Here is a 15,079-nt window from a genome sequence, read left to right as displayed (position 1 = left end):
ATGGTGTGGTGGTGTAATTATCTTAAACCATTGTTTGTATATCAATAGATCTATAAATATTAATTAGGCAATCCAGTCGAAATGAATATGATAGAGAATAGCGGCTTTAGAAGACTTATTGGTGTTTGGGTGAGCACTGGCGATATAAAATCAGATCAGGACAACCAAATATTAATCGGCATTGACAGTTACGAATTGATACTTGACCTAAATTATATTGTGCATAACGCAGAAGTAAAATACGCAGACGTGTTTGAATTATTTCCGATATCTCAGCCGTCAATATGTGTGAGAAGGTTCGCTTATTCTGTTTTTAAAATATCATCGATTTTCGTTAGTAGCTCCCCATCAAAATGGGTGTTTTGAAGGCTTTTTAAAGAGTCTAACAACTGTTCTCTATTTCGAGCGCCTACTAATACGGACGTAACTCTTTCATCTTTTAAAATCCAGGAAAGCGCCATTTGACCCAGCGATTGTCCACGGGAGGCTGCTATTTCATTTAGCTTCTTAAGCTTCTCAATTAAATCAGGTGTAATATTTGATGATTTGAGAAAATGTTCGCGTGAAGCTCTGGAATTATTGGGTATCCCATTAAGGTATTTATTGGTCAGAAGACCCTGTGCAAGTGGCGAAAATGCGATGCAGCCAACGCCTTCATCCTGTAATACATCAAGTAGACCTTCTTCTGGTGTCCGTACTAACATGGAGTATTTGGGTTGGTGTATTAGACACGGGGTACCGAAAGAATTCAACAAGTCTATTGCTTTTTTTGCTAGATCGGGAGGGTAGTTGGATAGACCAACATATAAAGCTTTTCCTTGCCGCACTATGAGATCAAGGGCAGCCATTGTTTCTTCTAACGGTGTTAATGGATCGGGTCTATGGTGATAAAATATGTCTACATACTCTAAATCCAGTCGTTTAAGACTTTGGTCTAAACTAGAAACTAAATATTTTTTACTTCCCCAATCGCCGTAAGGACCGCCCCACATAGTATACCCTGCTTTAGTAGAAATCAGAAGTTCGTCCCGATAGCCGCTGAAATTGTCTTTTAATATTCTTCCGAAATTACGTTCCGCAGAACCCGGAGGGGGGCCATAATTGTTGGCTAAGTCAAAGTGGGTTATTCCGTTATCAAAGGCAGTTATCAAAGTCTCTTTAAAGATCGAACTGTCATCTACATCTCCAAAATTTTGCCATAGCCCCAATGACAGTGCCGGTAAGAAAAGACCACTGTGCCCACAGCGGCGATAGGGGGTTGTTGAATATCTTTCTGTGCTAAATTCCATTTTATGTATGTTTACTACCGCAAGATACAAAAAGAAGGATCGTAAATTTATTTTTTTAAGGAGTGAGTTAGCCAGCATTTTAATTTCTTAGCCGGCTTTTGCTTGATGTTCGGGACAATCGATGCGCAGTTCAGTTGTATGAAGTACTTGATTTAATAAATTACAGAAATGGATGGCGCCATCTGCTCTCGACTCGTAGTGCGAACAGTTTATACACATGCGTTGTACACTAATTACTCCTGTCTGATTGAGGTGCGTTATAATGCCCAGGAGACTAGCGAGCAAGTTCTCTTTGTCAATAGCGCTAAGTTTGTCGATGGGAGTTCGAATCTCTTTCGTGAACAGGGAAGTGTTCTCGGCGATATTTTTACCTTTCTCGGTGAGATTGATGGAATAAGTCCTGCTGTCCTGTCCCTTGAAATCTTTTATGATGAGTTGCTTTTGCTCCAGTGTTTTGACCGTATCGCTTATGGTCGCTTTGGTCAGGTTGAATTCTTCGGCTAGATAACTTACTTTTCTTTTTTCACTACTGTGATGGAGGAGGAAAATCAATAGCTGTATCTGTATAGGGGACAAAGGAAATTCTTTGCTTTGCTGCCACAATAAAACACGAAAAGATTGGGCTATTCTTTCTAGTGAAGCTATAATTTTGCCCTCTACATTATTATTCTGTTCTTCCGGATCAAAATCAGATCTACCCATAGATTGTATATGTCTAATTACAGTTTTCCATCTCATGGATGAAAAAGCCTTTATTGTTTATTTCATTTTCCCATTCCGGTTGTACACGCTCTATGTGACAAAATTGGCATTCATGTGAGGTCAAAGGTTGGCCTCCCTGATTTTTGTATTTTAAATATGTCTTCCCATAGGTATAAATTACGGAAGCGTCATTGATATGTGACGGTACTATAATATCAAAGTGCATAATTGTTCCATCTTTTTTTGTGACATAGGTATCCCAAACTGCTACTTGCATTGTTTATTTGTTTATTATGATTGATTCTGTTTAATAATTAATGCCCCACAAAGGTAGTTATACTACCTAAATGGGGCAAATTTTAACCTTTTACATCGGCAAGGGAAGCGCCAAAGTTGATATGCAGTACATTTCCTTGGGACGTAACTAAAGCAGGAACGGATTTTACACCGGCTTGCTCGGCCTCCTCAATGCGATTCCTAGTCTCGCCTAAATGCACGACCTCTACGTTGTCTGCTCCAATAAGATTGATAATGTCATGCTCTGCGCTAACGCATATGGGGCATCCAGCGTGATAGAAAATTGATTTTGACATGTTCGTATAGTTTATTTATCCTACGGTAATATTACCTTCAACAAATATAGTTAGGATACCTAACTTTATCAATGGAAGGATGTGATAAAATGGACTGGTATACTGTTGTTTTTAGATTCTGGACTGGTTGAAAAAAGGCTACCTGTATTACGGTAGCCTTATAAGATAGGGGGGTATTCTAAAAATTACGAAGTTATTTAGCGACTAAATTGATTGTACCAAGGTCTTTAACCACCCCTTTCTCGATTACCACACTTTCGATGGTATATGGGGCGTACGTAGGCACAGTAGGTTCTATAAGTATTTTATAGTTTCCTTGTGGAATACCCGGAAAGAAAAAGTTGCCAACTTCATTTGGAATAGTTCCTATGGTATCTGTACCTGTTATTGCATAGATTTTTGGATAAGCGGCCACAGGTAGTACGATTCCTTTGGCTGTGCCTGATACAGCTACAGGGATGGCTCTGATTACCGGTTTTAGAAGGTATTTTCCATTACCTGTTTCGACAATAGATTTTGATGCGTCAAAGTCAAGTAGGAGGGTATAGGCGACATCTGGAAGGAGCTCTTCCTGTATTTTTATTTTTACGCCTGAAGATTGCCCGCTCGGTGTGGTTAACGGATACGTTTTGCCATCGACAACGATGGTGTTGCCGGTATCTTCTAATTTTAGTCTAATTTCTTGAATAAACCCCGATGGTACATCGTGACTCGCCAGTACTGTGTCTTTGCCAAGTCGATACTGAAGAATGTCGAAAGGAAGACCATCAATATCGATTTCCTCTTTTCCACCACTGGTTCTTATTTCAATCTCATCGATATTAAGATGTATTGCATCGTAATTTGCAGGAGCATCTGTTATCTTGACTGTTAGAGGAGTTCTACCTGTTGAAGGGCCGTTCTCAGAGCTGCAAGCAGACAAGAAACCTAACGCTAGGATGCCAAGGCCTAATTTGTAAATGTTAAAAGCAGTTTTCATATGTATTTAATTTTATTTTCTTGATTTTCATTTGTCATCCGCCAGCTGGTAGTTCCGAACCGATAGTAACGAGCTTATGATATAATTTTCTAGTAGTGGGCATGCTTTGCGGACATTCGTATTTGGATAGTTCTGCTATGCGGCTATTTTTTATTTTAATCTTTTAATTGTTCAAACAAAACTAATGCCACACATATGTTACTTAAGCTAATTCTGCAAAATTAGATGTGTTCGGAACAAGGCTCTGCAGTTGATAGTGGCATGTATAATTTCAACTTAGAATGAGAAAGAAACTTAACAAACGTGTTGCAGAATATTTCCAGTTGTCAATAATGATAGACTTAAATGAATGAAAATCTTACAACGATTGCTGAAAATTATATCAACCTGTTGATATAAAATCCTGATTTGCCTATTTTTATAAGGAGCTAGAGCAAGAGCAGAGCCGAAGGTTTTAAAGCAAATGCATTTACAAAAGATGTAAGAGAACTTTTCCCTCGTCCGTAAGATAAAGAGAAAAGAGTTGAATTAGAGCCTGTAGACCTTTTAATTTACCTTTTAGACATGACCTTTTTTTGTAAGGGGCTTAGCCTAGCCTGTTTTCGGACCCGGTAAATTTCAATGTCCTAATGGAGTAAAGAAAGCCTTGATTGCAATATGGGCAATAGGTATTTTGGATACATAGTGTGTTTTTTGCCTGTCAATTAATCAAAAGGTTAAAACAAAACAATTAATGCGATGATTAAAAAGAGAAAAAAAGCAATATTTCGAAATGCGTTGACAGCTATCAGTTGCTTCTTATTAACAAACAGTTTTGGCATTGCTCAAAATGCGAAGTCGCTTACTTTGAATGGCTGTTATCAACTTGCGCAAAGCAACTATCCGTTGGTTCGGCAATATGCCCTTATTGCTAAGACAAAAGAGTATTCGATTACCAATGCTTCAAAAGGATTGTTACCACAAATTCAAATTTTAGGACAAGGTAGTTATCAATCAGACGTTACTCAAATCCCCATTTCACTGCCCGGTATTGATATTCCTATGATTAGTAAAGACCAGTACAAACTGTATGGAGAGATTTCTCAACCCATTACAGACTTCTTTACAGTCCAGCACCAAAGGGAATTTATAAATGCTAATACGGTTGCGGAACAACAAAAAGTCGAAGTTGAGCTCTACAAGTTGAAAGAACGTATCAACCAATTGTATTTCGGTATTCTTCTGATTGACGCACAGTTGGTCCAAACCGAAATCCTTAAAAAGGACATTGTTTCTGGTGTAGAAAAAAGCAAAGTTGCGATAGCAAATGGTATAGCTTTAAAAAGTAGTGCCGATATACTGAAAGCGGAATTGCTGAAAGCCGAGCAACGCTGTATCGAACAGAAAGCTACACGCAAAGGTTACACAGATATGCTTTCACTTTTCATAAACCAGACCGTCGATGAAAATATTGTGCTGGAAAAGCCTTACCCGCCTTCGTTGGTTACAGAAATCAATCGTCCCGAACTAAAATTATTTGACGTACAAAAGAAAATTTTTGATGTTCAGAACAAGCTTATCGATGATCGAACTCTGCCACGTTTCGGTGTTTTCGTAAACGGTGGTTATGGTAGGCCTGGATTGAATATGCTGAACAATGATTTTGATTTGTATTATATTGGCGGTGTACGCCTCTCGTGGAATGTAACTAATTTTTATACACAAAAACAAGATAAGAAATTGATTTCGCTCAATCAAAATTCATTGGATGTACAAAAGGAAACATTCTTGTTCAATACGAACTTAACTCTCAAACAGCAGAATAATGAAATCGCAAAACTGCAAGAGTTGATACAGACCGACTACGATATCATCCGTTTGAGAGAAAATGTAAAACTATCTGCTCAAAAACAATTGGAGTACGGTACGTCAACGACTAACGATTACCTCACGTATATCAACGCAGAAGACCAGGCAAAGCAAAATTTGATTTTACATGAAATACAGCTTTTAATGGCCCGGTACAATTTCAAAACAACAGCAGGCAATTAACAAAACAATAGATACAATGAAACATCTTCTAATATCAATCATCATAGCAGGTAATTTATTAACAACGGTTTCCTGTAATAATAAGCAGGAAACGTTTGATGCTTCTGGTTCCTTTGAAGCAGAGGAAACCATTATATCAGCTGAAGCACAGGGTGTATTGAAAACTTTTGATATACAGGAAGGGCAAGCCTTGCAAGCCGGACAAAACATAGGATATATAGACAGTATTCAGTTGTATCTGAAGAAAAAGCAACTGGAAACACAGGTCACAGCATTGTTGGGTAAAAAGCCAAATATTCCGGTACAACTATCCGCGTTGCAGGAACAATTACGGACCGCCGAAAGAGAAAAAAACCGGATAGAAAATCTGGTAAAGGGGGATGCCGCAACGCCAAAACAATTGGATGACATCAAAGCACAAGTAGAGGTATTGAAGAAACAAATCGAAGCCCAAAAATCATCGTTGAGCATATTAAGTGATGGTATTAGCAAAGACGTTGTTCCTTTGCAGGTACAGATTGAACAATTGGAAGATCAATTGAGCAAATGCAAACTTATCAATCCGATCAATGGAACCGTGCTGACAAAGTATGCTGAAGCTAATGAGATGGCAAGCATAGGTAAGCCGTTGTACAAAATTGCCGACCTCTCCAATGTTATGCTTAGGGCATATGTTACCGGAAATCAGTTGCCGCAAATCAAGCTCAATCAGCAAGTAAACGTGTTGACTGATGACGGAAAAGCTGGATATCGCCAAGTCGAAGGAATTGTAACCTGGATTAGTGACAAAGCTGAGTTTACACCAAAAACCATTCAAACCAAAGACGAACGCGCAAATATGGTTTATGCCATTAAAGTGAAAGTAAAGAATGATGGTTTATTCAAAATCGGAATGTATGGCGAAATTAAGTTCTAATAATTATGACAGACGTTGTTCTTAATGGTATTTCTAAGTCCTACAACAAAGGAGCGGTCCAAGCTGTAAAAGGTATTTCTTTTGAAGTTGGAAAAGGCGAACTGTTTGGTTTGATTGGTCCTGACGGAGCCGGCAAGACCAGTATTTTCCGCATACTCACCACTTTGCTGTTACCTGATGCGGGAACAGCTTCCATAAGCGGTTTAGATGTGGTTAATGATTATAAAATCATCCGTAAGAGAGTAGGATATATGCCAGGAAAATTCTCTTTGTACCAAGATTTGTCTGTTGAAGAAAACCTCAACTTTTTTGCAACGGTATTCAACACCCGAATCGAGGAAAACTATCATCTTATCAAAGATATTTACGCGCAGTTAGAACCTTTCAAAAACCGCAGAGCCGGAAAATTATCCGGAGGAATGAAACAGAAATTGGCTTTGTGCTGTGCTTTAATCCATCGTCCTACCGTATTGTTTCTAGACGAACCTACCACAGGAGTTGATGTGGTTTCGAGAAAGGAATTTTGGGAAATGCTGAAACAGCTCAAAAAACAAGATATTACCATTTTGGTTTCCACACCCTATATGGATGAAGCTATACTCTGTGAACGCATTGCCCTGATACAGAACGGTAGCATCTTGTCCATTGATAAGCCTGAAAACGTTATCCAACAATATGCCGAAAAGTTATTTGCCGTAAGGTCGGACAATATGGGAAAATTGTTGGATGATTTAAGGAAAATTGAAATTATTAAAAGCTGTAACGCTTTTGGAGCTTATCATCACATAACTTTTTCAAACGATGAAAATGAGCAACAACATGAACTTGTCTATCTTTTGAAGGATCGACAACATACTAGTATTGAGCTAAAGCCAATCAAACCAACTATTGAAGATTGCTTTATTAAACTGATGAATGGAAATGACCGATGAAATTGTAATCCATACCGACAAGCTTACAAAATGTTTTGGCGATTTCATCGCTGCAAACGAAATAACTTTTGATGTGTGCAGAGGAGAAATATTCGGTTTTCTCGGCGCGAATGGAGCAGGAAAAACAACTGCCATGCGGATGCTGTGCGGATTGTCAAAACCCACTTCGGGAACGGCTACCATTGCAGGGTTTGATATTTATAAACAGACCGAAGCAATCAAAAAGAACATTGGTTATATGAGCCAAAAGTTTTCTTTGTACGAAGATTTGACGGTCCTTGAAAATATCCACTTTTTTGGGGGTATTTACGGATTATCTGATAGACAACTGAAAGTCAAAAGTGAGGAACTTATTACAAAATTAGGAATGGGAGGTGAAGCAAAAAAAATGGTAGGCTCATTGCCTTTAGGGTGGAAGCAAAAGCTATCTTTTTCAGTAGCTATTCTCCATGAACCCAAGATTGTTTTTTTGGACGAACCTACCGGAGGCGTGGACCCGGTTACAAGACGGCAGTTTTGGGATTTGATCTATCAGGCAGCTGATAATGACATTACTGTATTTGTAACAACGCATTATATGGATGAAGCTGAATACTGCAACCGTATTTCGATGATGGTAGACGGCGAAATCAAAGCGCTGGATACACCTGCTAATCTGAAACAACAATATACTGTAGCTTCAATGGATGAGGTATTTTATGAACTGGCAAGAGGAGCTAAAAGAAAATCAGACTAAATAATGAAACAGTTCATCACATTCGTAAAAAAGGAATTTCTACATGTTTTTCGCGACCGGAAGACTCTGTTGATGCTGTTTGGTCTGCCCATTGTGCAGATTATACTTTTTGGTTTTGCCCTTACCAATGAAATCAAAAATGCAAAAATCGCTATCTGCGATTATGCAAAAGATAATGCTTCTCAACAAATTATTGGAAAATTTGAAGTAAGTCGGCAATTTGAAATTGAGCAATCGCTGTTAAGCCATCAACAAATCGAAAAAGCTTTCAAACAAGGGGAAATAAAAATGGCAATTGTTTTCCCCGCCAATTTCAACAAGGATTTACTGCACCAAAACAAAGCACAGGTACAATTGATTACCGATGCTTCCGATCCGAATACAGCTACTACATTAAGTAGTTACGCCTCTCAAGTTATTATGGATTATCAGAATGAAATCTTACAATTGCAACAACTGCCCTACCATATAAATACAGAAGTGCGAATGATTTACAACCCCGAACTAAGGGCATCGGTAAATTTTGTTCCCGGTATTATGGCCCTCATTTTACTGTTAATTTGTGTGTTGATGACCTCCGTTTCCATCGTGAAGGAAAAGGAAACAGGAACGATGGAAGTTTTATTGGTATCGCCGTTTAATCCCTTTTTGGTCATTATTTCGAAAGCCATACCGTATTTTGTTTTATCTCTTATAAACCTGACAGTCATATTGTTATTGAGTGTTTTTGTGTTGGGAATGCCGGTGAACGGCAGTATAATATTGCTATACGGAGTGAGTATGCTTTTTATCATTACTGCACTTTGTTTAGGTTTACTGATTTCCAATGTAACCGCTTCTCAACAATCTGCAATGTTGATTTCGCTTATGGGCATGTTAGTGCCGTCTATACTGTTTACAGGGTTCATGTTTCCGTTAGAGAATATGCCTTATCCTTTACAGCTTGTATCACATATTATTCCTGCAAAATGGTATTACATCATTATCAAATCCATTATGGTAAAAGGGCTGGGATTTGCGGCTATATGGAAAGAGACACTTATCCTGTCGGGAATGACCTTTGTTTTGCTTTTAATTAATATCAAAAAATTTAAAATCAGATTGGTATGAGAACACTACGATTTTTATTGCAGAAAGAGTTTCGGCAGATATTCCGTAACAAAGGATTATTGCCGTTACTGTTCGTAGTACCCATAATACAACTGTTGATACTTCCCTTGGCGGCCGATTACGAAGTAAAGAACATTAATATTGCCATCGTTGATCACGATCATTCCACATATTCACACCAACTAGTAGCTAAAATTGGCGCATCCAGTTATTTCAAATTAACAGATTATACCAACGGGTTCGCTGAGGCATTTAAGCAAATGGAAAATGACGAAGCTGATCTGATTTTGGAAATACCGCAGGATTTTGAACGTAATCTGATACGGCAAGACGAACAACAATTGTTTTTAGCGGTCAATGCCATTAATGGTGTGAAAGCCAATCTTGGTGGTACCTACCTCAATCGGATTATTGCCGATTATAATATAGATATTCGTTTGAAATGGATCCAGTTACCAAGATTGACTCCCGTACCAACTATTGCAGTGACGACTTCAAATTGGTTTAACTCCTCAATGAATTACCACTTTTATATGGTTCCGGGGATTTTGGTCTTGTTGGTTACAATGATTGGCGCTTATATGTGTGCCTTGAATATCGTAAAGGAAAAAGAAGTCGGTACAATCGAACAAATCAATGTAGCACCTATCAAAAAATATCAGTTTATTTTGGGCAAACTTATCCCATTTTGGGTTATCGGTTTAGTCGTGTTTAGTGGTGGACTTTTCGGTGTCGGTTGGCTGATTTACGGTATAGTTCCGGCGGGCAATCTACTGTTGTTATATACCTATTTAGCCATTTACCTGATTGCGGTATTGGGCTTGGGTTTGCTGATTTCTACCTATTCCGAAACACAGCAACAGGCTATGTCCGTAGCGTTTTTCTTTATGATGATTTTTATCCTTATGAGTGGACTATTTACACCCATTGATAGTATGCCACGTTGGGCCTATAACATCGCACAAATCAGCCCGATAACATACTTCATAGAAGTTATGCGGATGATTGTACTAAAGGGAAGCGGTTTTGCTAACATTCAATACCATTTCTTGATAATGATTGGATTTGCGGTTTTCCTTAATGGTTGGGCGATTTTGAACCATAAAAAGACCAGTTAAACTTAACATATACCATTGAACATTTTTTTGTATAGACGATCGTTACGAAAAATAATGTGGGGGATTTGTTGGTCTTTCTTTTTAGTACCGTAGTCTCTGCTATTTTATAGATTATATAAGCATCCAGACCAGAACCGGCAAAAGGCAAATAGTTTGCATACGCTTTACATATTTCGTAACAAAAAATTAAAAATATTGCAGGATATGAGTAAGGTCATAAAGAAGGAAATCCTTTGTCTTTACTTTTGTTGGACGAAACAAACAGATTTTCTACGTTTTCCAAACTTATGACTCATGTTATCTAAATCACAAGCAAGAACATTTTTTCTAGGAGGTACTGTCGTGACATTTTTGGTCTTTATCGGGCTATCAATTTATTCGCTTCAACCTTCCAATGACCAAACCCATCACGAGAATATAACACCTCAAGTGGTAAAAGGCAAAGAGCTCTGGGAAGCCAATAATTGCATGGGATGCCATACTATATTGGGAGAAGGGGGCTACTACGCTCCTGAGTTGACGAAGGTGATAGACCGCCGCGGCGAAGAATATGTAAAGGCTGTACTCAATTCGCCTATACCATGGGGGCCGCGTGGCCGCAAGATGGTCAAATATGATATGAGCCCCGAAGAGGTGCAAGCCATGGTGGAATACCTCAAATGGATCGGTAATATTGATCTCAATGGTTTCGATCGCGTGGTATCACCACTTGCAAAAGATAAAAAATAATCTAAAAATAATATTATGAAGTATAAGTCTCAAAAAGTTGCATACTGGTTTTTTGGATTATGTATGCTGTTATTTGCCCTTCAGATCGTCTATGGTTTTATTATGGGTTTTGCCCGCATTGGCATGGATGGATTGCACGATTTTATTCCTTTTAATACAGCGCGCGCAGTCCATACTAATTTGTTAGTAGTCTGGTTACTCACAGGTTTTATGGGGGCAGCATATTATATTATTCCAGAAGAAGCACAACGTGAGCTCGTGAGTGTCAAGCTAGCTTATGTACAGCTTATTTCATTGGCTTTGGTGGGGGTTTTAGCCGTGGTCGGATATCACTTTAACCACTGGGAAGGACGTAAGTTTCTGGAGATACCGCGTGAGCTGGATTACCTTGTCGTTGTAAATGTACTGCTGTTTTTAGGGCTCATCTTGACCACACTTTACAAAGGTAAACGTAGGACTACAACGGCCGTTGTATTGACCATGGGCCTCGTGTTTGCTGCGTTGCTCTACCTGCCTGGGATGATTTGGTTTGATAGCCAGGTGACAGACTCTTTTTTCAGATGGTGGGTAGTGCATCTTTGGGTTGAAGGTGTATGGGAGCTTATTATGGGCGGTATTCTATCGTATTTACTTATCAAACTTACTGGTGTAGATCGCGAGGTTATCGAAAAATGGTTGTATGTTATAGTCGGGTTAACCTTCTTGTCGGGATTACTGGGTACGGGACACCACTACTATTATATTGGGGTAAACAAGATTTGGCTGGTTGTTGGTGGTGTCTTCTCTGCCTTGGAGCCGTTGGCATTTTTGGGGATGGCTCTCTTTGCGGTGTACATGTATCGCAAGGGAGAACGATCACATCCTAATAAAGTAGCGTTGTTTTGGACCATAGGGGCATCCATTGTTTCTTTTATTGGAGCAGGATTGTTAGGATTTGCGCATACACTGCCGCAGACTAATATTTATACTCATGGGACATTGGTTACTGCTATGCATGGACATTATGCTTTCTGGGGTGCTTATGCTATGATCGTATTGGCAATCATCAGTTATGCGCTTCCAAATATCACAGGTAGAAAGCGGTATGACACCACTAGGGGGCATATGGCCTTTTGGTTGTCGAATATCGGTATGTTGGGGATGACCGTTGCTTTTGGTGTGGCCGGTGTCGCTCAGGTATATATGGAGCGCAAGCTGAAAATGGAATTCATGGAGGTACAGAATGAGATCAGTATACACTTTGTTGTCCTTTTACTTTGCGCCACGTTGTTTGCCACTGGGATAATACTGTATATCATTGAATTTTTAAAATTCGGACGACCTACGGATGAAGCACTTGAAGTGGAAGAGTAACGTGAAGATTTGATTTTTTTGATATGATAATAGCTGAAGATAAAATAGTATACTATAAACCTATAGGCCAAGAGGTCGCGGTATTTAATCAGATCAGTGAGCTTAAGCTTCCGTTACTGATCAAAGGGCCTACTGGTTCAGGTAAATCTCGATTTGTCGAGTATATGGCTAGTGAGATGGACAGACAGCTCATTACAGTGAGCTGCCATGAGGAGACTTCGTCAACGGATCTAATAGGTAGGTTTATTATCAAAGGCGCCGAAACCATATGGGTAGATGGGCCTCTATCTGTTGCGGTAAAAAATGGTTGTATCCTATATCTGGACGAGATAGCTGAGGCTCGTCCAGATGTTATTGTGGCTATACACTCGCTAACAGATCATCGGCGTGAGCTTTTTATTGACAAGCTCGGTCAGACGATAAAGGCACATTCCGATTTTCTGTTGATCGCTTCATTTAACCCCGGCTATCAACAGGGATTTAAGGAACTGAAGCCCTCTACTCGACAGCGCTTCGTAGCCTTATCGTTCGGTTATGCCCAGCCTAGGGTAGAAGCGGAAATACTCATTACCGAATCGGGGGTACAGCTCGAGATAGCTCAAAAGCTAATAGCTATCGGAAACAAAATCCGTAATCTTACAGAATTGGGATTGACCGAGACGGTGTCTACACGGTTATTGGTAGATGCTGCCAAGCTTATTCATAATGGACTGCCCAAGCGATTGGCAGTACATGTTGCTGTAATAGAACCGCTCACAGACGAGGCGGATACATTGACCGCACTCAAAGATCTCTGTGATCTAATGATATAGTAGGATATGGGATTGGAGCTGGACGAAATTTTATATTCTTGGATGTTGAGGGTGGTGAAAAGACGACGACTCAATGATAAGGAAATCCTAAGCCGACAGGTGAAGCTTGTCGATATTAAGCCCCGTCTTACGTTACTGGCGAGAGCAATCTGTGGGGAGCCGATAGATATTTTTCCAGCCGAACGGGAAGGAGGATACAAGAATCAAAATTTTTTTTTACCGATCGAATGTGCGTTATTCCCATCGAAAACGTTAAACCTACAGTTTTACTTGTTTAGGGTAGTCTATCTTGGATTGCAACGAAAGCTGGGATATAATTGGAAAGATAATAAGGCTACCGACAACCAGTTGTCTATTTTAACAGCACGTGAGACAGCGAGCAAGGTATTACAAATGTTATTTACAGATTATCCAGGTTTGCGTTCGTGGTATGATGAGGCTGTGGTAATCCTCCAAAATAACACAAAAAAAGGAGAAGCAGACTTGTCTTGGCTGTATGGACGATGGATGACAGACACTGCGGAAATATCGGCTATTGACAAATTGACAAATTTTGATAACACTCTGCAGCCCAAAACTAGTAAAATTGAGGTACAGACTACCCTGCATGCGAAGGCGGTGGAAGAGATCGAATCGCTAACGATTGACAAACAGCAACAGGAAGATTATGTATTGATGCACAGCTTTGAAAAGATTGAGACGGCCGAGGAGTTTAACGGTAATTGGCGAGATTTTGATAGCAAAGATGAACTCAAAAATCATCAGGAAGCGCTAGAGGAAATGAGGATGCGATTTACGGTGAGGGTAGACGATACGGTACATTCAGTGTATCAGGCAGATTTTGTGGAGAACACCTCGGTCGCTGAAAGCGTAGAGATGGAAGAAAAAGGGTATTATATCTCCTACGATGAATGGGATTACAAAAAGCGGACTTACATTCCTGATTTCTGTAAAGTGTATCCTCGATGTCAAAGACGAATAAATCAACAATATTATTCTAATACGCGGACAAAATATAAGACAATTTTGAATGGTCTACGAAAGATATTGGCCAACGTAAATAACAAGCAGCAGCAACAACGACGACAACTCCAGGGAGAAATGTTTGATCTGGATGCACTGACAGACTTATACACGGATATACACTCTGGGATCTCGCCCGATGAAAGGGTATATCTATCCAATAGAAAAAAAAAGAAGGATATTGCAATACTGGTGTTGCTAGATATAAGTCTGTCAAGTGATGGTTATGTGGCAGGTAACCGCGTAATTGATGTGGAAAAGGAAGCTTCAATTTTGTTCGGAGAGATACTTGACGAGTTTGATATCACTTTCGCAATAGATGGGTTCTACTCGAAGACACGTAATTTTTCCACCTATCTGACAGTAAAAGATTTTGATGAAAACTGGCAACGGGCCAAATATAAAGTTGGTGCTGTCGAGCCTAGTGGGTATACACGTATAGGACCAGCGTTACGTCATGCTGGAGCCAGGATGAATGCTATCGATTCAAAAAATAAGTGGATTATCCTATTATCGGACGGCAAACCAAATGATTATGATAGGTACGAAGGGAAGTATGGAATACAGGACATTAAGCAGGCGCTGCGCGAGCTCAACGAATGTAAAATAAATACCTACGCCTTGGCTATCGAGGCGCAGGCACGATACTACCTACCCCAAATGTTTGGACAGAACCATTATCAGATATTGACATCGCCTGAGGAGCTGCTTAAAGCGCTAGCGAAGCTATATGAGAAGATAAGACGTGGATGACAA

The 15,079-nt window shown here is 39.6% G+C and carries 15 protein-coding genes; 10 read left to right on the top strand and 5 right to left on the bottom strand.

The window, feature by feature from the left end; translation table 11 throughout:
- Nucleotides 1-302 precede the first annotated feature (302 nt).
- From G7B20_RS13110 to G7B20_RS13090, 5 genes are all read right to left on the bottom strand, one after another.
- Complete coding sequence (locus G7B20_RS13110) at nucleotides 303-1,289, bottom strand: aldo/keto reductase (protein WP_164111866.1); 987 nt, start codon at nucleotides 1,287-1,289, stop codon at nucleotides 303-305.
- Between the two features lie 87 nt (nucleotides 1,290-1,376).
- Nucleotides 1,377-1,991, bottom strand: a complete 615-nt coding sequence (locus tag G7B20_RS13105; RefSeq protein ID WP_164111865.1) for a MarR family winged helix-turn-helix transcriptional regulator — start codon at nucleotides 1,989-1,991, stop codon at nucleotides 1,377-1,379.
- A gap of 13 nt (nucleotides 1,992-2,004) precedes the next feature.
- Complete coding sequence (locus G7B20_RS13100) at nucleotides 2,005-2,268, bottom strand: DUF2024 family protein (RefSeq protein WP_164111864.1); 264 nt, start codon at nucleotides 2,266-2,268, stop codon at nucleotides 2,005-2,007.
- Nucleotides 2,269-2,350: 82 nt separating this feature from the next.
- Nucleotides 2,351-2,584, bottom strand: coding sequence for a thioredoxin family protein (locus tag G7B20_RS13095; RefSeq protein ID WP_164111863.1), 234 nt, complete (start codon nucleotides 2,582-2,584; stop codon nucleotides 2,351-2,353).
- Between the two features lie 193 nt (nucleotides 2,585-2,777).
- Complete coding sequence (locus G7B20_RS13090) at nucleotides 2,778-3,563, bottom strand: DUF4382 domain-containing protein (protein WP_164111862.1); 786 nt, start codon at nucleotides 3,561-3,563, stop codon at nucleotides 2,778-2,780.
- 738 nt (nucleotides 3,564-4,301) lie between these two features.
- Between G7B20_RS13090 and G7B20_RS13085 the strand changes: the two genes are divergently transcribed.
- The 10 genes from G7B20_RS13085 (at nucleotide 4,302) to G7B20_RS13040 (ending at nucleotide 15,076) form a co-directional block, all read left to right on the top strand.
- Nucleotides 4,302-5,594 (top strand): TolC family protein, encoded by a 1,293-nt coding sequence (locus tag G7B20_RS13085; RefSeq protein ID WP_164111861.1) that lies wholly within the window; start codon nucleotides 4,302-4,304, stop codon nucleotides 5,592-5,594.
- Nucleotides 5,595-5,610: 16 nt separating this feature from the next.
- Nucleotides 5,611-6,510, top strand: coding sequence for an HlyD family secretion protein (locus G7B20_RS13080; protein ID WP_164111860.1), 900 nt, complete (start codon nucleotides 5,611-5,613; stop codon nucleotides 6,508-6,510).
- 5 nt (nucleotides 6,511-6,515) lie between these two features.
- Nucleotides 6,516-7,442 (top strand): ABC transporter ATP-binding protein, encoded by a 927-nt coding sequence (locus tag G7B20_RS13075; protein WP_164111859.1) that lies wholly within the window; start codon nucleotides 6,516-6,518, stop codon nucleotides 7,440-7,442.
- Complete coding sequence (locus tag G7B20_RS13070; RefSeq protein WP_164111858.1) at nucleotides 7,432-8,178, top strand: ABC transporter ATP-binding protein; 747 nt, start codon at nucleotides 7,432-7,434, stop codon at nucleotides 8,176-8,178. The genes G7B20_RS13075 and G7B20_RS13070 overlap by 11 nt, the downstream gene beginning before the upstream one ends.
- 3 nt (nucleotides 8,179-8,181) lie before the next feature.
- Entirely contained in the window at nucleotides 8,182-9,288 is a 1,107-nt protein-coding gene (locus tag G7B20_RS13065; RefSeq protein WP_164111857.1) for an ABC transporter permease, read from the top strand.
- Nucleotides 9,285-10,406: an ABC-2 transporter permease gene (locus tag G7B20_RS13060; RefSeq protein ID WP_164111856.1), complete on the top strand. Its 1,122-nt coding sequence runs from the start codon at nucleotides 9,285-9,287 to the stop codon at nucleotides 10,404-10,406. The genes G7B20_RS13065 and G7B20_RS13060 overlap by 4 nt, the downstream gene beginning before the upstream one ends.
- A gap of 294 nt (nucleotides 10,407-10,700) precedes the next feature.
- Nucleotides 10,701-11,135 (top strand): c-type cytochrome, encoded by a 435-nt coding sequence (locus tag G7B20_RS13055; RefSeq protein WP_164111855.1) that lies wholly within the window; start codon nucleotides 10,701-10,703, stop codon nucleotides 11,133-11,135.
- Between the two features lie 15 nt (nucleotides 11,136-11,150).
- Entirely contained in the window at nucleotides 11,151-12,488 is a 1,338-nt protein-coding gene (locus G7B20_RS13050) for a cbb3-type cytochrome c oxidase subunit I (protein WP_164111854.1), read from the top strand.
- 23 nt (nucleotides 12,489-12,511) lie between these two features.
- The gene (locus G7B20_RS13045; RefSeq protein ID WP_164111853.1) at nucleotides 12,512-13,300 is read left to right on the top strand and encodes a CbbQ/NirQ/NorQ/GpvN family protein; all 789 of its coding nucleotides are present in this window, start codon (nucleotides 12,512-12,514) and stop codon (nucleotides 13,298-13,300) included.
- A gap of 6 nt (nucleotides 13,301-13,306) precedes the next feature.
- Complete coding sequence (locus G7B20_RS13040) at nucleotides 13,307-15,076, top strand: nitric oxide reductase activation protein NorD (protein WP_164111852.1); 1,770 nt, start codon at nucleotides 13,307-13,309, stop codon at nucleotides 15,074-15,076.
- Nucleotides 15,077-15,079: the final 3 nt, after the last annotated feature.

It is taken from the genome of Sphingobacterium sp. xlx-96, assembly GCF_011007365.1.
Lineage (GTDB): Bacteria > Bacteroidota > Bacteroidia > Sphingobacteriales > Sphingobacteriaceae > Sphingobacterium > Sphingobacterium luzhongxinii.
Note: the sequence above shows the minus strand (reverse complement) of the source record. Positions and strands in the feature narration are given on the sequence as shown.